This is a genomic window from Micromonospora musae, from assembly GCF_003626635.1.
In the GTDB taxonomy this organism is placed as follows: domain Bacteria; phylum Actinomycetota; class Actinomycetes; order Mycobacteriales; family Micromonosporaceae; genus Micromonospora; species Micromonospora musae.
In genome coordinates this window covers 96,123-117,682 of sequence record NZ_RAZT01000019.1, presented here as the reverse complement: position 1 = coordinate 117,682, position 21,560 = coordinate 96,123, and the positions used below count along the sequence as shown (strand labels likewise).

Sequence of the window (21,560 nt, the reverse complement as noted above, 5' to 3'; positions counted from 1 at the left end):
CCGTGCCGTGGGGGTGCGAAAGACACGGCGGCCGGCGTCGCCGGTTATCGGCCGAGGAAACGCAGCGCGTTGCGGGACAGCAGCTTCTCCCGCTGGTCGGCGGTGAGGAAGCCCGCCTTCTGCACCACCTGCCCGACGGGCCGCTCGCCCAGCGGATACGGGTAGTCGCTGCCCACCAGGACCCGGTCCTCCCCCACCGTGTCGACGAGCAGTCGCAGCGCCGCCGGGTCGAAGACCACCGAGTCGACGCAGAACCGGTCGACGTAGGCGCTGGGCGGCGCGGTGGAGGATCCGCGGACCAGGTCACCGCGACGGTGCCAGGCGTTGTCGGCCCGGCCGAGCCAGAAGGGGAAACTCCCACCGCCGTGCGCGAAGCAGATCCGCAGCGTGTCGGGGACCCGGTCGAAGACGCCGCCGAGGATCAGCGCCAGCACCGACAGGTGCGTCTCCGCCGGCATGCCGGCCAGCCAGCGGGCCATCCAGCGGTCCAGTCGTGGCCCGCCCGGCATGTCCCACGGGTGGACGAAGACGGGGGCGCCCACCTGGGCACAGTGGGTGAGGAACTGCACGATCCCGGCGTCGTCGAGGTCGCGGTCGCCGACGTGGTTGCCGATCTCCACCCCGGCGTGCCCGGCGGCGAGGCAGCGGTCCAGCTCGGCGCAGGCGAGGTCCGGGTCCTGCAACGGCACCTGGCAGAACGGCACCAGCCGCGACCCGCCGGCCGCGGTGACCTCCAACGTCAGGTCGTTGAAGATCCGGGCCACCTTCGCGGCCTGGTCGGCCGGCCGGTCGTAGCTGAAGAAGACGGGCGTGGGCGAGACGACCTGGAGGTCGACGCCGTCCGCGTCCATGTCGGCAAGGCGGGTCGGCGCGTCCCAGCACTCCGCGCCGACCGGTCGGAACTCCGTCTCCCCCACCATGATCATGGCGGCGCGCTCGGAGTCGACGCGGAGCCACGGCCAGCCGGACCCGCCGCACGCGGCGGTGAGGTCCGGCCACCCCTTCGGTACGACGTGCGTGTGCACGTCGACCACAGGTGTGCGCATCAGCCCCTGCCCGGGTGCAGCGCGCCGCAGTCGGCGCAGGTACGTGCCTTCTCGTCGGCGTAGAACGCCTGGAACACCGGGGGCAGGTCGGCGGCGATGTCGCGCACCTGCAACTCGACCTCGTGCACCTTGTTCCCGCACTCGGGGCAGTACCACTGGAACTTCTCCAGCGTGCCCTCCGCACGGACCCGCTCCACGACCACCCCGATCGAGCCGGCCTCCGGGCGCTGCGGGGAGTGCGGCGTGTTCCGCGGCAACATCCACATCTGCCCCTCGCGCACGTGCACCGTACGCGGCCCCTCCGGGAGCATCAGGTTGATGTGCATGTTGCCCTTGACCTGGTAGAAGAACTCCTCGTACGGGTCCACGTGGAAGTCGGTGCGCTGGTTCGGGCCACCCACCACCATCACGATGAAGTCGTCCCCGCCGGGGAACATCTCCTTGTTGCCCACCGGGGGCTTGAGCAGGTGCTGGTTCTCCGCGATCCAGCCCGGAAAGCTGAACGGCTCGGCGATCTCGCTCACGACTGACCTCCTGAGGGGAGAAGGGCGACGGCCTGTACCTCGATGAGCAGGTGCGGGTGGGGCAGCTGGTGCACAGCGACGGTGGTCCGGGTGGGGCCGGTGGCGTCGAAGAACTCCGCCCACACCTCGTTGTAGCCGCCGAAGTCGTTCATGTTCACCAGGTACGACGTCACCTGTACCAGGTCGGAGAGCTCGGCGCCGACCGAGCGGAGCAGGTCGGCGACGTTCTCGATGACCGCGCGCGTCTGCGCGCGGATGTCCAGGGCGGTGGTGCCGAACTCGTCCACCTCGACGCCGGCGAAGGTGTTGTCCGCCCGACGGGACGACGTCCCGGAGACGAAGACGAACCCACCCGCGACCTTGACGTGCGGAAACGCTCCTCGGGGCACCGCCTTCCCGGCCACCACCTTGGCGCTCGCGCCCCGGCCGGTCACGAGGACGCCCGCAGCGTCGCGGTGCCGAGCTTCTCCACGACCGCGCGCACGTGCGCGCCGGGGCGCAGCGGCACCGCGGCGGTCGCCGCGCCGGCGAGGAAGACCCAGCCCTCACGCAGCCGCACCCCGTGCCGTCCGGCCAGCCGGATCCCCTCGTCGAGGGCGCGGCGCGGATCGCCGAGGATCGCTGCCGTCGAGCCGACCTGGGCGACGCGGCCGTCGATCTCCAGCAGCACGCCCAGGTTCTCCAGCCCGTCCGGCACCGGCGACCAGGGTCCGATCACGAAGGAGGCGGCCGACGTGTTGTCGGCGATCACATCGGGCAGCGAGAAGGTGAAGTCGGCGTACCGGGAGTCGATCAGCTCGATCGCCGGCGCGACCGCGCGGACCGCCTCGCTGAAGTCACCGATCGGCTCGCCCGGCGCGGGAAGGCGGTCCAGCAGGAACGCCACCTCCGGCTCCACCCTTGGGTGGATGTACGCGCCGACGTCGACGGTGCCGCCGTCGGGCACCCGCATCACGTCGGTGAGCCGACCCCAGATCACCTCGTCCACACCGACCTGGGCCATCTTCGCCCGGCTGGTGAGCCCCATCTTGAGCCCCACGAGCCGCTCGCCCCGGTCCAGCCGGCGCCGCAGCAGCGCCGTCTGCACCGCGTACGCGGCGTCCACGTCGAGGCCGGTCTCGGCGGCCAGCTGACCGGTGGCGGTGGCGGTGTCGGCGGCCAGGCCGAGCCGCTCGGCGATTCCGGCGACGTCCGGCCCGATCATGCTCCCGCACCCTTCGCGCGCGGCCGTGCCGCCCTCGACAGCTTCCCCACGTTCACTTGCCCTCCTGGCCGGCGAGGTCCAGCGCCACGTCGACGATCATGTCCTCCTGGCCGCCGACCATCCGGCGTCGGCCCAGCTCGACAAGGATCGAGCGGACGTCCACCCCGTACTTCGCCGAGGCCCGCTCGGCGTGCCGCAGGAAGCTGGAGTAGACGCCCGCGTACCCCAGGGAGAGCGTCTCCCGGTCCACCTGGACCGGCCGGTCCTGCAACGGGCGAACCAGGTCGTCGGCGGCGTCCATCAGCGCGAACACGTCGCAGCCGTGTTTCCAGCCGTGCAGCTCGGCGACGGCGACGAAGACCTCCAGCGGCGCGTTGCCGGCGCCCGCGCCCATACCGGCCAGCGAGGCGTCCACCCGTACGGTCCGGCCGTGCGTCGCGTCCGGGCCGACCGGCGCGGAGCCGGTGACCCGGCCGTGCTCCACGGCGAGCACGCTGTTGGCGACCCCGAGCGACAGGTTGTGGTGGGCGTGGATGCCGATCTGCGTGTCGGCGTCGAGCACCTGCCGGTACGCGTCGACCCGCTGCGCCACGTCGGACATGAGCAGCCGGCCCCCGGAGTCGGTGACGTAGACGCAGTGCGCCCCGTACGACTCCATGAGCTTGGCCTGGGCGGCGAGTCCGGCCGGGTCGTTCATGTGCGACATCATCAGGAACCCGGCGACGTCCATGCCGTTCTCCCGGGCCCACGAGATGTGCTGGGCGGAGATGTCCGCCTCGGTGCAGTGGGTCGCGATCCGGACGCTGGTCACCCCGAGCGCCTTCGCCGCCCTCAGGTCGGCGATGGTGCCGATGCCCGGCAGCAGCAGGGTGGTGAGCTTCGCGTTCGTCAGCACCTCGGCCGCGGCGGAGATCCACTCGGCGTCGCTCGCCGCGCCGTGGCCGTAGTTGACGCTGGACCCGGCGAGACCGTCGCCGTGCGCCACCTCGATGGCGGCCACCCCGGCCGCGTCGAGCGCCGAGGCGATCGCGCGGACCTGGTCGACCGTGTACCGGTGGGCGATGGCGTGCATGCCGTCGCGCAGCGTCACGTCCTGGATGTAGAGGTCGGTCACGCGGTCACCTCCGTGGCCACGGCGGCCCGCCGGGCCGCCAGCCGCTCGGCGGTGCGCAGCGCCGCCGAGGTCATGATGTCCAGGTTCCCGGCGTACGCGGGCAGGTAGTGCCCCGCGCCGGAGACCTCCAGGAAGACCGAGACCTGCAGGCCCGACAGGTGGGCGCCGAGTGACGGCACGTACGTGTCCACCCGGTCGAACTGCACGTCCTGCTTGAGCCGGTAGCCGGGCACGTACTCCTGCACCGTCGCCACCATCTCGGCCACGGAGGCCGCGATCGCCGCGGTGTCGGCCTCCGCGTCCGGGCAGAGGCAGTAGACCGTGTCGCGCATCAGCAGCGGCGGGTCCGCCGGGTTGAGCACGATGATGGCCTTGCCCCGCTCGGCGCCGCCGACCACCTCGATGGCTCGCGCGGTGGTCTCGGTGAACTCGTCGATGTTCGCCCGGGTGCCCGGGCCGGCCGACTTCGAGGCGATCGAGGCGACGATCTCGCCGTACGCCACCGGGGTCACCCGGCCCACGGCCGCGACGATCGGCACGGTGGCCTGACCGCCGCAGGTGACCATGTTCAGGTTGCGCTCGTCCAGGTGCTCGTCGAGGTTCACCGGCGGCACCACGTACGGGCCGACCGCGGCGGGGGTCAGGTCGACGACGGTGCGCCCGTGCGCGGCGAGCACCGCGTCGTTGTGCCGGTGCGCCCCGGCCGAGGTGGCGTCGAAGACGATCTCCACCTCGGCGAACTCCGGCATCGCGACGAGCCCGTCCACCCCGCCCGCGGTGGTGGCCACGCCGAGCCTGCGGGCCCGGGCCAGCCCATCGGAGTCCGGGTCGATACCGGCCATCGCCACCATGCGCAGGCGGTCGCCGAGCCGGAGCACCTTGATCATCAGGTCGGTCCCGATGTTGCCGGAACCGATCACCGCCACGCCGACGCGCTTCGAGCCAGCGCTCACCGGTCAGCCTCCTTCGAGAAGCAGGTACGTACCGAGCCGAGGCCGGAGATCCGCGCCTCGTACGCGGCGCCGGGCGTCACCGGCACCATCGGCCCGAGCGCACCGGAGAGCACCACGTCCCCGGCGCGGAGCGGGTCCCCCGAGCGGGCCAGGGTGCGCGCCAGCCACTCCAACGCGTGCAGCGGATTGCCCAGGCAGGCCGCCCCCGCGCCGACCGAGACCGGCTCCCCGGCCGACTCCAGCACCATGCCGCAGAGCCGCAGGTCGACGTCGCGGAGGCGGCGCGGCGAGGTACCGAGCACGAAGAGCCCGCTGGAGGCGTTGTCGGCCACGGTGTCCACGATGGAGATGTCCCAGCCGGCGATCCGGGAGTCGACGATCTCGATGGCCGGGAGCAGGTGGTCGACCGCGCCGATCAGGTCGGCGGTGGTTACCCGCTCGTCGGGCAGGTCGGCGCCGAGCACGAAGGCGACCTCGGCCTCCACCCGGGGCTGGAGCAGCCGGCTCGTCGGCACCTCGACACCGTCCGGGACCGCCATGTCGTCGAAGAGCACGCCGAAGTCCGGCTGGAAGACCCCGAAGCTCTCCTGCACGGCGCGCGAGGTGAGGCCGATCTTCGCCCCCACCCGGCGGCGCCCCGCGTCGAGCCGCTGCCGGGTGTGGACCTGCTGCACCTGGTAGGCCGACTCGATGTCACCCTCGGGCAGCAGCCGCCCGCGCAGCGGCGGGCACGGCTTCGCGCCGTCGCGCGCCAGCTCCAGTTCCCGGCTCGCCGCTTCGATGTCGACGCTCATGCCCACTCCTCGGCGCGTACGGAGGCGACGTCGGGCCCGGTGCCCGCCGCGCCGGCTCGCGGCGCCCCGCGATCGAGCCGGACGATCCGCCCGCTCACGTGAGGTCCACGCAGACGTTCGTGAGTTCGGAGTAGAAGTCCAGCGAGTGCACGCCACCCTCACGGCCGATGCCGGACGCCTTGACCCCGCCGAACGGGGTCCGCAGGTCGCGCAGGAACCACGTGTTCACCCAGACGATGCCGGCGTCGAGGCGGACCCCGGCCCGGTGCGCCCGGCCGACGTCCCGCGTCCACACCGTGGCCGCGAGGCCGTACTCGGTCCCGTTGGCCAACGCGTACGCCTCCTCCTCGTCGTCGAAGGGCGCGACGTGCACCACCGGTCCGAAGATCTCCTCGCGGTTGGTCCGGGCGTCTGGACCGAGCCCGGTCAGCACCGTCGGCTGCACGTACGCGCCGCCGTCCCGGGCGTCGCCGAAGTGCGGGGTGCCGCCCCCGGCGAGCACCTGCGCGCCCTCGGCCCGAGCCAGGTCGTAGTGGCCGAGCACCTTGGCGCGGTGGCCGTGCGAGATCAGCGGCATGTTGGCCGTGGCCTCGTCGGCCGGCCAGCCGTACGCCAGCTCCCCGGCGCGCTTCGCGAGCCGCTCGGTGAACTCCTCGAAGACCGGCCGCTGCACGTAGATGCGTTCGGTGCAGAGGCAGACCTGCCCGCCGTTGGTGAAGCTGGAGCGGCCCGACCCGGCCACCGCCGCGTCCAGGTCCGCGTCGGCGAAGACCAGCCCGGCGTTCTTACCGCCCAGCTCGAAGCTGACCGCCTTCACCCCGTCGGCCGCGGCGCGCATGATGGCGCTGCCGGTGGCCGACTCACCGGTGAAGGTGATCGCGTCGACGCCGGGGTGCCGGGTGAGGAACTCCCCCGCCGAGTCCGGCCCGAAGCCGTGCACCAGGTTGAACACGCCCGCCGGTACGCCGGCCGCAGCCATCACCTCGGCGAGCAGCGTGGCCGACGCCGGGGTCTCCTCACTGGGCTTCACCACCACGGCGTTGCCGCAGGCCAGCGCCGGCGCCACCTTCCAGGTGAGCAGCAGCAGCGGCAGATTCCACGGCACGACCACGGCCACCACGCCGACCGGCTTGCGGACGGCGTAGTTGAGGGCACGCCCGCCGGTCGGGGTGACGGTGGTGAACGACTCGGTGGGCGCGGTCGCGACGATCTCGGCGAACGCCCGGAAGTTCGCGGCGCCGCGCGGGATGTCGAGGACCCGGGCCTGGGAGATGGACTTGCCGGTGTCGGCCACCTCGGCGGTGACCAGGTCGTCGAAGCGGCGCTCCAGCTCGTCGGCGATCCGGCGCAGCACCTCGGCGCGCTCCCGCTCCCCCATCCGGCCCCACGGGCCACGCACCGCCGCCCGGGCGGCGGCCACCGCGTCGTCCACGCAGGACGCGTCGGCCTCCGCCACCTCGAAGACCGGCTCACCGGTGACCGGGCTGGCCTTCGTGAAGCGGCGGCCGGAGTCGACGAACTCGCCGCCGACGAAGTTGCGCAGCAGAGCCGGCCCGGCCGGGGCCCGCCCGCTCATCAGCCGCGGATCCCACGTGACGCTCATCGACGCCTCCCTCGACCGAGCACCATCCCGACCGCGCCGACCAGCAGGGCCGCCGCGCCCGCGGCGACCACCCCGAGCGCCTGGTGCTGCCGGCGTACCCGACGGGCCACCTCCGCGTACGGGGTGGTGGAGAAGGACACCAGCTCGTAGCGGGAGACGTACCGGCCGGGCAGCGCCCGTTCCAGCGCGTGCTCGACCCTACGGCCGAGTTGGAAGAGCGGCGAGGCGACCTTGTCCCGCATCTCCACGAAGTTCGCCAGCGCCATCCGGGCGATCGCCTCGGCGTTGCCCTGCCGCCGCTGCTGGAACAGCGGCAACGCCGCGGACCAGTCGTCGCCGCACTCGTCCAGGCAGCGGTCCAGCTCGACGACGTCCTCCAGGGCACAGTTCGCGCCCTGGCCGTAGAACGGGACGATGGCGTGCGCCGCGTCGCCGAGCAGACCCACCTTCCCGTTCGCCTGCCACGGTTTGCACCGCACCGTGCCGAGCACTCCGACCGGGTTGTGCTGGTAGTCGTCCACCAGGTTCGGCGCGAGCGGGACCAGGTCCGGGTAGTGCTCGGCGAAGTGCCGTTCGATCGCCGCCGGGCTGCCCAGCGAGGCGAAGGCCGCCGTGCCGTGCGTCGGCCAGAAGAGCGTGCAGGTGAAGGAGCGGTCCGGGTTCGGCAGCGCGATCATCATCGAGGTGCCCCGTGGCCAGATGTGCAGGGCGTCCGGATCCAGCGCGAAGTCGCCGCCCGCCGGGGGGACGGTGAGTTCCTTGTAGCCGTAGTCGAGGAAGTCGAGGCTCTCGGTGAGCAGCCCGTGCGCGAGCAGCTGACCCCGTACGGCCGAGCCGGCCCCGTCCGCGCCGAGGACCACCGGGGCGTTCGCCGTCACCTTGCCCTCAGGAGTCTCGAACGTCAGATCGCCGGTGGCCGGGTCGAGCCCGACCAGGCGGTGGTCGAAGACGGCCCGCACCCCGGGCCGCGCGGTGGCCGCGTCGAGCAGGGCGTTGTTCAGCGCGCCACGGCTGATCGAGTTGATCGCCCGGTCGCCGGAGGAGCTGTAGGACTGGAACTGCGGCTCGCCCGCCACCGGGTGGATCATCCGGCCGCGCATCGGCAGGGCGTCGGCCATCACCTGCTCGTCGAGGCCGATGCGGCGCAGGGCGTCCAGGCCGCGCTCGGAGAGGGCCAGGTTGATCGAGCGGCCCCGCTCGACCCGGCCGGTACGCGGATCCGGCCGCCGCTCGTAGAGCGCCACCCGGTAGCCGCGCCGGGCCAGGAAGCAGGCCAGCAGGCAGCCGGCCAGCCCAGCGCCGACGACTGCGATCTCGTCGTGCTCCCGGTTCATCGGCTCACCTCCGCCACGGTCGCGGCGAGCGCCTCGGCGACCCGCCAGCAGTCGTGGAACGTGGAGTAGAGCGGCACCGGGGCGAACCGGACGACGTCGGGCTCCCGGGCGTCGGCGATCACCCCGTGCTCGGAACGCAGCCGCTTGGCGAGCTCCGCGGCGCTGCCGGCGCCGATGCGTACCGAGAGTTGGCATCCGCGCCGCGCCGGGTCCCGGGGGGTGAGCACGGTCAACGGGCGATCGACTGTCACCTCGTCGAGCAGCCGCTCCAGGTAGCCGGTGAGGCGCAGGCTCCGCTCCCGCAGCGTCGTCATGCCGACGGCGTCGAAGAGCTCCAGCGAGGTGCGCACCGGGCCCATCGAGAAGATCGGCGGGTTGGAGATCTGCCACGCCTCCACGGTGGCCGGGGGCCGGGAGACCGGGGTCATCTCGAACCGGGTGGCCGCCTCCGTGCTCCACCAGCCCTCGAAACGCTGCAGCGTGGGGTCGCCGAGGTGCCGTTCGTGCACGAACGCGCCGGCCAGCGCGCCGGGGCCGGAGTTCAGGTACTTGTACGAGCACCAGGCGGCGAAGTCGACGTCCCAGTCGTGCAGGCGCAGCGGCACGTTGCCGGCGGCGTGCGCGAGGTCCCAGCCGACGATCGCGCCGGCGGCCCGACCGGCCGCCGTGATCACCGGGACGTCGAGCAGCTCACCGGTCAGGTAGTTGACGCCACCGAGCAGCACGAGCGCCACCCGGTCGCCCTCGGCGGCCAGGTAGTCGGTCACGTCCTCGGTGCGCAGGGTCTCCTCACCCGGGCGGGGGCGTAGCCGGACCACCGTCTCGTCCGGGTCGAGGCCGTGGAAGCGGGCCTGGCTGCGCACCGCGTAGCTGTCCGAGGGGAAGGCGCTGTCCTCGATGACGATCCGGGTACGCCGCCCGGACGGGCGGTAGAAGCTCACCATCAGCAGGTGCAGGTTGACCGTGAGCGAGTTCATCACCACGGTCTCCGCCGGCAGTGCCCCGACCAGCCGAGCGGCCGGCTCGGTGAGCAGTTCGTGGTACGGCAGCCAGGGCCGCTGCGCCTCTAGGTGCCCCTCGACACCGAGCCGACGCCAGGCGTCGAGGTCGGCGAGGAGTTCGTCGCGGGTGGCCAGCGGCTGCAGTCCGAGCGAGTTGCCGGCCAGGTAGGCGGCCTGCGGGTAGCGGCCCCCGTCGGCGGGCGGCACGTGGAACAGGTGACGGTGCCCGGGGTCGGCGGCGTCGAGTCGGCGTGCCTCGTCCTCAGACGCGGTCGGGCGGGGTGGAGCGGGGTGAGGGGCGTTCATCCGGTTGACTTCTCGCTTCCGATCACATGCTGGTACGGGCCGACCACAGCTCCGGGAAGACCACCCGGGCCATGCTGCGCTGCAGCCACGCCAACCCGGCGGAGCCGCCGCTGCCGACCTTGGCGCCCATCGTCCGCTGCACCGCCTTGACATGCTGCCAGCGCCACTCGCCGAACTGCTCGGCCACCTCGGTGAGCGCCTCGCCGAGCTGCCGGAGGTGGTTGCCCGGCCCGTCCTCGGCGTAGATCGCCACCCAGGCCGCCTCGATCCGCGGGTGCGTCTCGTGCTCGACGCTGACGTCCCGGTCGAGCACCTCGGCGGGGAGCTCGAAGCCGCGGCGGGCGAGCAGGGCGACCACATCGTCCCAGAGGCTCGGTGCGGCGAGCGAGTCGCGCAGCTCGGCGTAGACCTCGGTGTGCCGGCGGAACGGGCGGATCAACGCCGGGTCCCGGAGCCCGAGCAGGAACTCCAGCTGCCGGTACATGGCCGACTGGAAGCCGGACGCCTCGCCGAGCAGGTTGCGGAACTTGTTGAAGTCGGCCGGGGACATCCAGCGCAGCCCGCGCCACGCCGCGTTGAGCGCCTCCAGGTGCAGGGTGGCCCGGCGCAGCGGCGCGAGCGCGTCCCAGACCTGGTCGGCGCGGATCAGCTGCTGGGCCTGGAGCAGCTCGTAGCGGGTCAGTCCGAAGTAGAGCTCCATGATCTGGCTGACCATGAGGAAGGACATCTCGCCCGGGTCGTCGCTGAGCGGCTGCTGCAACCGGTGCAGGGTGCTGGCGTGGGTGTACACGTCGTACGGCACCTGGCCGGCGAACTCCAGGGTGGGTTCCCCGCCGGTACGCGCCGCCTTGGCCTCGCGCTGCTGTGGCGTGACCGGGCGCACCGCCGCGGCCGGCGCCGGCCCCCGCAGCTCCGTCTGCTTCACCGTTTGTCTCCTCCATGAGCCGGTTCCCGCCATGATGTCGCGCCGCCGACCTTCGCGGAATGCGCGATCAACGGGGCTGACCGCAATCGGCCTGCCGGACCGAAGGCGTGAAGGCCATTCCGGTTCAGGAAAGTAAGGTCGCCTCATGGACGACATGGACTGGGCGCTGCTGCGCGAACTGCAGGCCGACGCCCGCCTCTCCTTCAGCGAGCTCTCCCGCCGCGTGCACCTGTCGCCGCCCGCGGTCGCGGAGCGGGTACGCCGACTGGAGGAGTCGGGCGTGATCACCGGCTACCACGCCCACGTCGACCTGGCCCGGGCCGGACGCAGCGTGGTGGCCCTGATCCGGATGTCCTGCTACGGGTCGCGCTGCATCCTCCACGACCCGAAGGTGCCCACCTGGGCGGAGATCCTGGAGATCCACCGGATCACCGGCGACGCGTGCAGCATGTTGAAGGTGGCGGCCGGGTCGATCGACGAGTTCGAGCGGGTGATCGACCGGCTCGCCCCGTACGGCCAGCCCTCCAGCACGATGGTGCTCTCCACCCCGCTCGACTGGCATCCGGTCACCCCGCTCCCGCGCGGCCCCGGCCCCGACGCCGACCCGGGCGGCCGCCGCCGCTGACCGACGACGGCCGGCGCACGTCGGGCGGAGGACGTCCCGCCGCCAGCGCGGTCGGGTTTGCCGCCAGACCAGGGGGAAAACACCGCGGGTCGCCCCAGCAGGACCGGTGCACCGGTGCCGGGAGGGAGGATCATGCGGGGTCAGCGACCGGACGGTGGGGTGCTTCCCGCCCCGTCGACCATTCTCAGGCTGCTCGGGGCGTTCGCCCTGATCGCGTCGTTCGTCCTGGTCGGCGCCGCGCCCGCCCGGGCGGGCGAGAACGTCTTCGTCGAGGTCACGCCGAACAGCGTGCAGGCCGGCGACAAGGTACGGATCCGGGCGAGTTGCGACAACTCGAACAACCGGCAGGCGCAGGTCGAGTCGGACGCGTTCGGCCGGGTGACGGTACGACCGGACAACGGCTTCCTGACCGGCTCGGCGACCGTGCCGGAGAACAAGGAGCCCGGCGACTACCCGGTCAACCTGCGCTGCCCGAACGGCAACAACGCGTCCACCACGCTGACCGTGCTGAACATGGCCCAGCCGAGCAAGGGCCCGGCGACCGGCGGTGGTGGCACCGCCATGGGCCGCGGCACCGGCACCCTGCTGCTCGTCGGCGGGCTGGCCGCCGTCGGCGCCGCGGTGGCGCTGGGCATGGCGGGCAGCCGCCGTCGCGGAGCGGGTTCCTGACCCGGAGGCACCATGGCCCGCCCGACCGCAGGCCGGAGGCGACCGGACCGGAGCACGTTCCGGACGGCCACCCGCTCGACGCTGCGCGCCTCCCGGTCGACGCTGCGCGCGTCGGGCCGGCTGGCGGCGCGTACCTCGCGCCGGCTGGGCCGGGTCGCCCGGCACACGCTCTCCGCCGGGGTGGCCACCGCCGACCCGGGCAAGGCGCCGCTACCGGCCCGGCCCGGGCGTCCGCGAGTGCGGCACCGGCTCGGAGCGGGAGCCGGACCGGGTCTTCCGGTGCTGCTCGTCGCCGGGCTGATGGTGCTGATCGTCGCGATGCTCGGGGTGGAACGGGTGACCGGGCTCAGCGTCCTACCGGACCAGCTCAGCGCGGGTCTGCGCCCACCGCCGAAGAAGTTCCCGGTGCTGCCGGCGAGCCGACCGGCGGAGCTCTCCATCAACACGATCGACGTGCGGGCCCCGGTGCACAGTGTGGGGATCGCCGAGGACGGCAGCATCGGGGTGCCGGACGCCGGACGGGCCCAGGAGGCGGGCTGGTACGACCAGGGCCCCACCCCCGGCCAGTACGGCCCGGCGGTGATCGTCGGGCACGTGGACACCACCAGCGGGCCGGCGGTCTTCCACGACCTCAAGCAGCTGCGGGCCGGCGACCGGGTGGAGGTGACCCGGGAGGACGGCACCGTGGCGGTCTTCGAGGTGAACTCGGTGCAGCGGTTCGACAAGAACGAACTGCCGGTGGAGGAGGTCTTCCGCGACTTCAGCCGCCCGAACCTGCGCCTCATCACCTGCGGTGGCCGCTGGGTCGGTGGGGCGACCGGCTACGCCGACAACGTCGTGGTCTTCGCGTCCCTGGTGACGGCGCGCCGGTGAGGCTCGTCGGCTCAGGCCGCCTCCGGCTCCCGCAGGTCGAGCCAGTCGGCCCAGCGTGGGTCGGGCGCCCGGTGGCCGAGCACCCGCCAGGCGGCCCCCTTCGGCGCAGCGGGCGCCGAGTGCAGCCGCCAGCCCAGCTCGGCCGGGGTCTTGTCGCCCTTCGTGTGATTGCAGCGGGCGCAGGCGGCCACCACGTTCTCCCACGCGTGCCGGCCGCCCCGGCTGCGGGGGAAGACGTGGTCGATGGTCTCGGCCGGCCCCCGGCAGTAGGCGCAGCGCCAGCCGTCCCGGGCGAAGATCGCCCGGCGGGAGAGCCCGACGTGGGTGCGGTAGGGCACCCGGACGTACCGGGTCAACCGGACCACCGAGGGCACCGGGAGGGCGTCTCGGGCGCTGTGCAGGATGCCCTCGCCGTCGGCGACGCAGACCGCCTTGGCGGAGAGGACGAGGATCGCGGCCCGACGCACCGACACGACGCACAGCGGCTCGTAGGTGGCGTTGAGGACCAGCGCACCGGAGCCCACCGTGGGTCGTATGTCAGGCATCGCGCACACCCTCCCGGTTCAGCGGCACCTTCTGCGCGCCGCCGACCGGGGACGGGCACGACGGCCACCACGGTCGACGCCGGCCGGATCACCGACGTCCGTTGCGCCAATCGTCCCTGATCGGACCCCGGATTGCACGTACTAATCTCTCTTGTGCTATTGCGATCATGAGCAACCGGTCACATCGGCGGCCCCACCTGGGTGAACTCTGCCGTTGCCTGACACCGTTTGACAGCCCTTGTCGGCCTCAGTTGTGCCGGATCTGTGCCTGATGATCTTCCGCTTGACCCTCCCGGCTGCACCCTCTAGCCATCCCGGGTTGCCGGAGCACGCCACCGGACGCAAGCGCTTCACGGCCGCAGATGCCGGCTTCCACGAAGGTCAAGTGTCACGCGCTGTCGATTTGCCGACCTCGAGGATCCGTCGCCTTAGGCAACTCAAGGCCTACCGTCGGTGGTCATCCACGGTCATGATGATGGTCATGGTGATCCCTCATCAGCCCGGACCGGTCGATATCGCCACCTTCAGCCCCAACGGCTCTAAAGCGCGGTTCGGCGTGGCCTACCTCCGCGCGATCTGCAGTCAGGCTGGCGTTGGGTTCACCGAGACCTCGATCGATGAGGACGTGTTGGCTATCGATGGCGCAGTGGACTTCGCTACCGCAAGTGCCCGCGTCCAGGTGAAGTGCACTGGCAAGTTCCGCATCCATGGTGGCAGTACCGCTACCTGGCCGGCCGATGATCGTTGGTGGGCCAAGTGGCACGGATCGTGCGTACCGGTCTACTTCGTCCTGGTCGTGATGGACCCTGACGAGCAGCCTGACTGGCTCGACCACCGAGTCGACGGGACCATGCACCGCGCCGCCGCCTTCTGGGCAAGGGTCGACAAGATGTCTCAGGGTGCGAGTATCACTGTTCCCAAGAGCCAGCGACTGACGGCGGATACCCTACGGCAGTGGTCCTCCGACGTTGATGCATGTTTCCAGCCCCAACTGCAAGGCGGGAACTGATGGTCAGTGAAGCCGCACAGCCCACGCTCGGTGAACTGCGTTCGTATCTGCGCTTCATGGGCTGGACGGAACAGCCACCCGGGCCTGCGGGGGCTCTCTGGACTCGTGGTAGCACCCGTATAGGCGTCCCGTCCACGGCGGACAAAGCATTAATTTCGGGCGTCCTCGCACGATTGGCCGCCGCTGAGCATCGGACACAAAAGGAAGTTTCTGCGGCGGCTAAGTACCTCCTCTTCGACGTGACGCACTTGCGTGCAGCCAACGACGCGAGAATTATTGATGCGATACCACTTGAGACTGGGGTAAAAATACTTGCATCCGCAAGGGCGATGCTTCGAGCTACCGCCACAACGGCTCGGTGGGAGCGGGCACACATTGCCAGTAACTATTCAAAGCTCGGGGACGATGTAGTTCGCCAGGCGTTGATGGGACACACGCAGAAGGGGTCATACGTCATACCGGTGCTCGTGCCGATACCAGAGCCACCTGAGCCAGACCTGCATCAGCCAACGCTTGACCACGCGCATGAAGAACTGCACAGAGCACCGTCGGAACCCTTTGAAAGACGTGTAGTTCGCACTTTCGCACAGTCGATGCAAGCGGTTCGAGAGCTTGTCGTAGAGCCCGCGAAAGCACCTAGCATTAATGATGTTCACGAGTTGGTCTACCGGGGAGTTAGCCGGGAGTTCTGTACGGCACTTGCGAGAATCTTGGAGCAGCGCGCCATCGGGGAGTTCGAGGCTACGGTCGACTGGGCAGCAGCCGTTCCGGCACCTGAGACAATGCCTCGAAGCGTTGCCATCGAGGCGGAGGCAAGCGTTCTAGTGAAGAGCGCGGCGGAGAAACTTCGCCAACAGAAGGTAGACCCTAGCCGCGTCTTCTCTGGCACCATCGTCCAGCTGCGGCATGACCACGCGGACGATCCGTTCGGCGAGATTGCCGTTGCGACCGTTCTCCAAGGCCATGCCGCAGAGGTTCTGGTTCGCCTGCGCCTGCCTCAGTATTTGGAGGCATGGGATTGGCATTCCCAGGGGCGAGCGGTGTTGGTTGAGGGAAACATTAGGCGGGCACCTGGCAAGCCGTTGCGAGTTGATGAACCGACACGATGCCGTCCCGTAGATGAGATGATGCTTCCGCAACATCAGCTTCCGTCTTCGGCAATGCCTATCCCGAGGCAGGCCGCCGATCAACGGCAGTTAGAGCGATAAGCCTGCCTTCACCCCGACCCCGCTGTTCCCCTAGCCATCCCGTCGGCCTTCGTCCGCAGCCCGTGGAGCGGGTGGGGCCTGCTCGGTCAAGGTGGAGCACCCAGCGGCTGAACGACCTTGACCGAGCAGGCCCCACCCGCTCGGCTCTGCCCGGACGGAGGTTGTCGGGATGGCGCCACCATCCCGGAGTGCCCGAAGACCCCGCCGGAGGTACTGCCCTTGTAATGCTCGACATCGAAGCCCCGGATCTGCCACTACGCATGGCGGCCCGGGGCTTCGTCGTATGTCGCGCCGCCGGCGGGCTAACACCGACGCGCTGGCGGCCGAAGGCCAGAGGCGCGGCGGCGGGCCAGCGGCCCGGCCCAGGTTCGGCGGCGCGCGCGGCCTGCGAAGCGGGCCGCCTTGATCTCGTACAGAAAGTTCTCTAACCGCGCGCCACACCGACACCCCCCGCGTCGGAGTCTCGCCGACGCGCCGTGCTAACACTTGCGCCTCACCGGATACTGGGACTATGGACGATCTATATGTTGTGCGGTTCGGACTGCCCGGATTGCCGTTTCAGAAATCGGATGACCTCAGCCACCCCGGCGAGGAGGATGAAGAGACCGACCCAAAAGCAACATTCGCTCACTTCGGTCTGGCCTTCTACCGGGCAGCGGTACTTGAGCACGAGTTGGTTAATGTTCTCGCCACTACTCGACTCGTCGTTGCACGACAAGATGCTGAGCGCATGCTCTCAGACCCCTGGGACGACAAGTTCAAGGCCACGATGGGCAGCCTTGTCAAGCAACTTGGGCCAAAGCTGCAAGCCGACCCCGACCTAGCGGCGGATCTCACGAAAGCGCTAAGGCTGCGAAACCACCTCGCACACGCCTTCTGGCGTGAGCGGGCAGAGGACTTTTGCAGCAACGAGGGCCGGGCGCGGATGATCGATTTCCTCATCGAAGCACGCCAGCTATTTCAAGACGTGGATGAACGGTTGACCTCGACCATCGGCGCTGCCGCCATAACGGAATGGGGCGTGACCCCTGAGGTGGTAGAGGCGTGGTATCAAGACAAGCTGCAAAAGATCGAACGCGGAGAGCTGCACCTGCCACTTGAGGACGTGGAGTCGGCTCGCCAATCCCTCCTAAACCGAATTGAGTCGTCGCCCCCGGACTAAGCTCTACACCATTCCTGCTTGGAGTTGGGGGCAGGTATCACGACCTGGTGAGGACTAGAGAGATGTACCTACACTTGAGGTCGCATGAGGTTTCTGGTACAACAGCACGGGTTCGTTATGCAGATGCGGGCTGATGAGAGGGCTACCCCGCGCGGCGGCGGTAGGGGCCTCACGGAGCTCGGCCGCAACCAGGGACCGGCTACGCATCAACCGGTCTCTACGCAGCCAACCCGGGCTGCCGTACTAGAGCTTTTCAAGTACGGGCACAAGGTCGCGTAAGCGCCGGTAAACATTCGTCGGCCTTCCAAGCCGCTTCTGCGCCTGCTCCAACTGGCTGACTAGTGAATTTTCGCCCACCGCGTAATCAGCGTAAGCGGCAGCACAAGTTAAATACATCAAATCAGTCAGGTCGTTGTTTTCCCACCTGGTGCCAGGGTTCAGATGCTTCTGGTGCAGAGCCTCTCGAAACAGTCCGAGGCTGGGCATCAAAGTGATATCTTCATTGCTGAATTTCTTAAGCCAAACGCTCATCTCTTCCGGTGAGACCCCTGCCTCGGCAGCAGCCTGAGCCATTTCTCTCATGGAGTCGGCAATGAAGAACACGTCAATGCTCTGCCTCTTGCGCTGAGAAGTGCGATTTTCGCCAGCCAACCAGTCTGTAAAGCCTTGAAATTTTGACACCCAGGCTGGAGTAGGCAACATCGGAACCGGCTTCGCATCAAGCATAGTGTCGATAGCCCCTTGAACCGAAGTTAGCGCATCAATCGCTAACTCGATTTCCGGCGAGAATCCTCGTCGTTGGCGAGGAGGACGCGTAGAGCGCCTCGACCCGTGTTTCGCGTGAGGTTCAAGTGTTATGTTGGCCGGCTGATCAAGCGTCTCCCCCTTGAACCTTGCGACTAAAGCACTCCGAATTTCAAAGCGCCTGATGTCGAGAGGGTCACGCATCTGCCAACCTGCACTCAGCTGCACAATAGTAAGCGCGAGTCGGTACCTCTCCTCGTCGTTGGTCCATTTGCATGTTTCGGCCATGTGCGCGGCAGACAATGGGAGGATTACCTTTTTCGCACGCGCAAGAGAGATTAGCAGCTCGGCCGCTTCGCGTTCGGCGGCCGGAAGAACCTTCTCAGGCGCATGTATGCTCTTTGCTAGCGAGCTCCAGTCCTTTTGGTCGAGATAGATGACAGGGCGACCATTCTTTGGAGAGAATTCCTTCCCGAACTCTGGCAGCTCGGCGCCTATCTCATCACCTTTCAGAGTTCGAAAATGAAGGGCATTGAGTGGCGGAGAGTAATTCATGACCGAAATCGCGCTGTCCGGATGGAAGGGAAAGGTCATCGGCAGGGTTGCTATCTTCTTGTCCGATCGAAGGACCGTCACTTGCGAAGTCGCTCGATCAACTGTCATGAGGATTATCTGGTGAGCCGCTCTATTATCGGCGTCACCTCTGGGTATACCGGAACCAGCGCTTGGCATTTCCTGATCGTACGTCCAGCCCAATTCCTAGGCAATAGCGCCAACTGCGGTGAGGTTCGCAGCAAGCCCTATTCCACAAGACCTGGTTGTGCCGGATGATCTTCTTCGGACGTTTCAGCAGGTCAGCGCCGCTTTACTCCCCTCTTTCAGGGATTGCTCGTACTAATCCGGGGTCCCTCGTTAAGCATTTTCCGGCCATGGCAGGATGACCGGTTCACCCCCGCCCGTTCGGGCACTCGCCACCTCACCTCGGGCCCTCCGCCACCCCCCGGATTCCGGATGATCGCCGCAACCGGGCCGCGGGCGCCGCCCGGCGGTGGGTCGGCCGTGGACCTGCCGACGTCTTGCGGTACGAATTCAAGGTGACTGCCTCTGCCCTGACGGCCCTCGCCGCCGCCGCTCCCCCGGACGACAGCCCCAGCCCGGAGTGCCTGAACGAGGCGTTGTGCAACGCCGTCTGGCGGGCGACCCACTGGAGCTGGCTCGCCGAGGGCAGCTACTGGATCCTCGTCAAGCCGCTACGGATCATCCTGATCCTGCTGCTCGCCGTGATCGCCCGCTGGGCGGTGCGCAAGACGATCGACCGGCTGGTCCGCACCACCAGTGACGCGGGCGTGCCGGCGATGCTCCGGCCGCTGCGCGAGCGGGTGCCGACGGCCGCGACGGAGCCCGGCGAGTTCGTCCCGGAGCGGCGCCGGCAGCGGGCCGAGGCGATCGGCTCCGTGCTGCGCAGCCTCACCACCGCGTTCGTCTTCGGCATCGCGCTGCTGATGATCCTGCGCGAGTTCAGCTTCGACCTGGCCCCGCTGCTGGCCAGCGCCGGGATCGCCGGTGTGGCACTGGGCTTCGGCGCGCAGAGCCTGGTCAAGGACCTGCTGGCCGGCCTCTTCATGTTGATCGAGGACCAGTACGGCGTCGGCGACACCGTCGACCTGGGCGAGGCGACCGGGGTGGTCGAGTCGGTGGGGCTGCGGGTCACCACCGTCCGGGACGGGCGGGGAGTGCTCTGGTACATCCGCAACGGCGAGATCGTCCGGGTCGGCAACAAGAGCCAGGGCTGGGCACTGGTCGTGGTCGACCTGCCGATCGGGTTCGCCGGCACGGAGGAGGCCACGGCGGTGCTGCGTACGGCGGCCGCCTCGGTGGCGGTGGATCCGGAGCTCGCCCCGGAGATCGTCGAGCCGCCCGAGGTGCTCGGCGTGGAGCAGATGACCGTGGACGGCGCCGTGATCCGGACGGTGGTGAAGACGACCGCGGACGGCCAGTTCGCGGTCGGCCGGGAGCTGCGCCGCCGGCTCGCCGAGGCGCTGGAGAACTCCGGGATCACCGCGCAGATCGCCGCCGCCCGCCTCTTCCCCGGCATGCCGACCCGGCCGCCGGCCGACGGTGAGACCGGCCAGAGCGGAGCGACCTGAGTCTTTCTCGGCCGTCCATCGACGGAGGGGTCGCGGGCCGCGCGGCCCCTCAGGTATCGTCCGTTCGTTCAGTCGGAGATGCGACGATCTATCCGTTCGCCCTAGCCAGTTGTCAGACGATCGGGCAGAATCCGGGGCACGTGTTCCCGCCAGAAGCGTGTTGCGTCCTCGCTGATCCGCAGATCTGACGAGAGTTCTCGAGCCGGCGCCGCCACCAGTGGCCTGCCCCCTCGGGAGCGATGGAGGCGACGTTGACCGACGAGCGACCCTCTCCGGAAGGGCCGGCGACCTTCCGCGAGGTATTCGCCCAGCGGGAGTTCGGGGCCGTCTTCACGGCGGGTGCACTCTCCTGGATCGGCGACTATCTCGCCAAGGCCGCGGTCACCGTGCTGGTCTATCAGGAGACCCGGTCAGTCGCGCTCTCCGCCACCGCCTTCGCGGTCAGCTTCCTGCCGTGGCTGGTCGGCGGCCCGCTGCTCGCCGCGCTCGCGGAGCGCCACCCGTACCGGCGGGTGATGGTGGCGTGCGACCTGATCCGGATGGCGCTGATGCTGCTCATCGCCATTCCGGGCCTGCCGGTCTACGTCGTGCTGGCGCTGCTCTTCCTCGCGACCCTGGCCAACCCGCCGAGCCAGGCCGCGAAGTCCGCGCTGATGGCGCAGATCCTCACCGGCGACCGGCTGGTGCTCGGGCTCTCACTCAACGCCAGCGCCGGTCAGGCGGCCCAGGTGGTCGGCTACCTGGTGGGTGCCGCGATCGCCCAGTTCGATCCGGCCTTCGCGCTGCTGATCAACGCGGCCACCTTCGCCCTCTCGGCGGCCCTGCTCCGCTTCGGTGTGCGCGAGCGGTCCGCGGCGCTGGACGTGGCGAACCGCACCCACCTGCTCCGGGAGACCGCCGAGGGGTTCCAGATCGTGTTCGGCACCCCGGTGCTGCGGGCTATCGCCGTACTGGTCTTCAGCTCCATGCTCTTCTCGATCGTGCCCGAGGGCCTGGCCGCGGCGTGGGCGGACCAGAAGGCCGGCGGCGATCTGGATCCGGGCCTGGCGCAGGCGGTCATCATGGCCGCCAACCCGGTCGGTTTCGTCCTCGGCGGGCTGCTGATCGGGCGCGCCTTCGGCCCGGCCCGGCGGCTGGCCCTGATGCGGCCGCTGGCCGTACTCGCCCCGCTGACCCTGGTGCCCGCCCTGCTCGACCCCTCCCCGGTGGTGGTGGCGCTGCTCGCCGCCGCCTGCGGCTTCGCCGTCGCGGGCATGCTGCCGACAGCGAACGGGCTCTTCGTCCAGGTCCTGCCGGACTCCTTCCGCGCCCGCGCCTTCGGCGTGATGGCCACCGGGATGCAGGTGATCCAGGGGCTGGCGGTACTGGTCACCGGCGTGCTCGCCGAACGTTTCTCCATCCCGTCCGTGGTCGGCGTGTGGAGCGCCGCCGGGGTCGTGCTGATGTTGGTGGCCAGCCTGAGCTGGCCCAGCCGCCCGACGGTGGAGGCGGCCGTCGCGCTCGCCTCACGCGGAGGCGCCGGCGCGGCCCGGAACCGCTCCGCCGACGCGAGCCGGGTCGGCTCCACCGGCGGTCCGGACGCCCCGGCGGCGGCTGACCTGCCGGGCGGCGATGCCGTCGACGGCGAGCGGGAACGGCACGCGGTCACCTGAAGCGCCCCGGGCGCCCCGCCGCCCGGGGCGGCACGGCGACGACACCGCCACGCCCGCCCTTCGGGGTCTGTTTCACCGGACCGTTCCCGGCCGCGCCGGCGAGCCTGATGAAACAGACCCTG

At 69.9% G+C, this 21,560-nt stretch carries 20 protein-coding genes; 7 read left to right on the top strand and 13 right to left on the bottom strand.

Annotated features, from left to right (window positions below; all coding sequences use genetic code 11):
* Window positions 1-44 precede the first annotated feature (44 nt).
* From D7044_RS29035 to D7044_RS28985, 11 genes are all read right to left on the bottom strand, one after another.
* Window positions 45-1,046, bottom strand: a complete 1,002-nt coding sequence (locus D7044_RS29035) for an amidohydrolase family protein (RefSeq protein WP_120679764.1) — start codon at window positions 1,044-1,046, stop codon at window positions 45-47.
* On the bottom strand, window positions 1,046-1,570 hold the full coding sequence (locus D7044_RS29030) for a 3-hydroxyanthranilate 3,4-dioxygenase (protein ID WP_120679762.1): 525 nt from the start codon (window positions 1,568-1,570) through the stop codon (window positions 1,046-1,048). The genes D7044_RS29035 and D7044_RS29030 overlap by 1 nt, the downstream gene beginning before the upstream one ends.
* Complete coding sequence (locus tag D7044_RS29025) at window positions 1,567-2,004, bottom strand: RidA family protein (protein ID WP_120679760.1); 438 nt, start codon at window positions 2,002-2,004, stop codon at window positions 1,567-1,569. The genes D7044_RS29030 and D7044_RS29025 overlap by 4 nt, the downstream gene beginning before the upstream one ends.
* On the bottom strand, window positions 2,001-2,774 hold the full coding sequence (locus D7044_RS29020) for a 2-keto-4-pentenoate hydratase (RefSeq protein ID WP_120690796.1): 774 nt from the start codon (window positions 2,772-2,774) through the stop codon (window positions 2,001-2,003). The genes D7044_RS29025 and D7044_RS29020 overlap by 4 nt, the downstream gene beginning before the upstream one ends.
* Before the next feature lie 52 nt (window positions 2,775-2,826).
* A complete protein-coding gene (gene dmpG, locus D7044_RS29015; RefSeq protein ID WP_120690795.1) occupies window positions 2,827-3,888 on the bottom strand; it encodes a 4-hydroxy-2-oxovalerate aldolase in 1,062 nt (353 codons plus the stop codon).
* Window positions 3,885-4,841, bottom strand: a complete 957-nt coding sequence (locus tag D7044_RS29010; RefSeq protein ID WP_120679754.1) for an acetaldehyde dehydrogenase (acetylating) — start codon at window positions 4,839-4,841, stop codon at window positions 3,885-3,887. Before D7044_RS29010 ends, dmpG begins: the two co-directional genes overlap by 4 nt.
* On the bottom strand, window positions 4,838-5,635 hold the full coding sequence (locus D7044_RS29005) for a 2-keto-4-pentenoate hydratase (RefSeq protein ID WP_120690794.1): 798 nt from the start codon (window positions 5,633-5,635) through the stop codon (window positions 4,838-4,840). The genes D7044_RS29010 and D7044_RS29005 overlap by 4 nt, the downstream gene beginning before the upstream one ends.
* Before the next feature lie 94 nt (window positions 5,636-5,729).
* Window positions 5,730-7,211 (bottom strand): 2-hydroxymuconic semialdehyde dehydrogenase, encoded by a 1,482-nt coding sequence (locus D7044_RS29000; protein ID WP_120690808.1) that lies wholly within the window; start codon window positions 7,209-7,211, stop codon window positions 5,730-5,732.
* Window positions 7,212-7,234: 23 nt separating this feature from the next.
* Window positions 7,235-8,572 (bottom strand): FAD-dependent oxidoreductase, encoded by a 1,338-nt coding sequence (locus D7044_RS28995; RefSeq protein ID WP_120690793.1) that lies wholly within the window; start codon window positions 8,570-8,572, stop codon window positions 7,235-7,237.
* Window positions 8,569-9,879: a kynureninase gene (gene kynU, locus D7044_RS28990; RefSeq protein ID WP_120679748.1), complete on the bottom strand. Its 1,311-nt coding sequence runs from the start codon at window positions 9,877-9,879 to the stop codon at window positions 8,569-8,571. Before kynU ends, D7044_RS28995 begins: the two co-directional genes overlap by 4 nt.
* Before the next feature lie 22 nt (window positions 9,880-9,901).
* On the bottom strand, window positions 9,902-10,804 hold the full coding sequence (locus D7044_RS28985) for a tryptophan 2,3-dioxygenase (RefSeq protein ID WP_120690792.1): 903 nt from the start codon (window positions 10,802-10,804) through the stop codon (window positions 9,902-9,904).
* A 145-nt stretch (window positions 10,805-10,949) separates the two neighbouring features.
* Between D7044_RS28985 and D7044_RS28980 the strand changes: the two genes are divergently transcribed.
* The 3 genes from D7044_RS28980 to D7044_RS28970 all read left to right on the top strand — a co-directional run bounded on the left by D7044_RS28980 (window position 10,950) and on the right by D7044_RS28970 (window position 12,971).
* Window positions 10,950-11,429 (top strand): Lrp/AsnC family transcriptional regulator, encoded by a 480-nt coding sequence (locus tag D7044_RS28980; RefSeq protein WP_120679744.1) that lies wholly within the window; start codon window positions 10,950-10,952, stop codon window positions 11,427-11,429.
* Between the two features lie 132 nt (window positions 11,430-11,561).
* The gene (locus D7044_RS28975; RefSeq protein ID WP_233563225.1) at window positions 11,562-12,098 is read left to right on the top strand and encodes a hypothetical protein; all 537 of its coding nucleotides are present in this window, start codon (window positions 11,562-11,564) and stop codon (window positions 12,096-12,098) included.
* Window positions 12,099-12,110: 12 nt separating this feature from the next.
* Window positions 12,111-12,971: a class F sortase gene (locus tag D7044_RS28970; RefSeq protein ID WP_120679742.1), complete on the top strand. Its 861-nt coding sequence runs from the start codon at window positions 12,111-12,113 to the stop codon at window positions 12,969-12,971.
* 11 nt (window positions 12,972-12,982) lie between these two features.
* Here D7044_RS28970 and D7044_RS28965 read toward each other — a convergent pair whose 3' ends face one another.
* Window positions 12,983-13,516, bottom strand: coding sequence for an HNH endonuclease (locus tag D7044_RS28965; protein ID WP_120679740.1), 534 nt, complete (start codon window positions 13,514-13,516; stop codon window positions 12,983-12,985).
* A gap of 319 nt (window positions 13,517-13,835) precedes the next feature.
* Here D7044_RS28965 and D7044_RS28960 point away from each other — a divergent pair, with 319 nt between their 5' ends.
* Together D7044_RS28960 and D7044_RS28950 are read left to right on the top strand one after the other, a co-directional pair.
* On the top strand, window positions 13,836-14,525 hold the full coding sequence (locus D7044_RS28960) for a DUF4365 domain-containing protein (RefSeq protein WP_158610041.1): 690 nt from the start codon (window positions 13,836-13,838) through the stop codon (window positions 14,523-14,525).
* Window positions 14,526-16,244: 1,719 nt separating this feature from the next.
* Window positions 16,245-16,895: a hypothetical protein gene (locus tag D7044_RS28950; protein ID WP_147434738.1), complete on the top strand. Its 651-nt coding sequence runs from the start codon at window positions 16,245-16,247 to the stop codon at window positions 16,893-16,895.
* A 243-nt stretch (window positions 16,896-17,138) separates the two neighbouring features.
* On the opposite strand, the gene D7044_RS32190 is transcribed toward D7044_RS28950, so the two are convergent.
* A complete protein-coding gene (locus D7044_RS32190; RefSeq protein WP_147434737.1) occupies window positions 17,139-18,233 on the bottom strand; it encodes a hypothetical protein in 1,095 nt (364 codons plus the stop codon).
* A 500-nt stretch (window positions 18,234-18,733) separates the two neighbouring features.
* Here D7044_RS32190 and D7044_RS28940 point away from each other — a divergent pair, with 500 nt between their 5' ends.
* Window positions 18,734-19,786: a mechanosensitive ion channel family protein gene (locus D7044_RS28940; RefSeq protein ID WP_120679931.1), complete on the top strand. Its 1,053-nt coding sequence runs from the start codon at window positions 18,734-18,736 to the stop codon at window positions 19,784-19,786.
* Window positions 19,787-20,025: 239 nt separating this feature from the next.
* Entirely contained in the window at window positions 20,026-21,438 is a 1,413-nt protein-coding gene (locus D7044_RS28935; protein WP_120690787.1) for an MFS transporter, read from the top strand.
* Window positions 21,439-21,560: the final 122 nt, after the last annotated feature.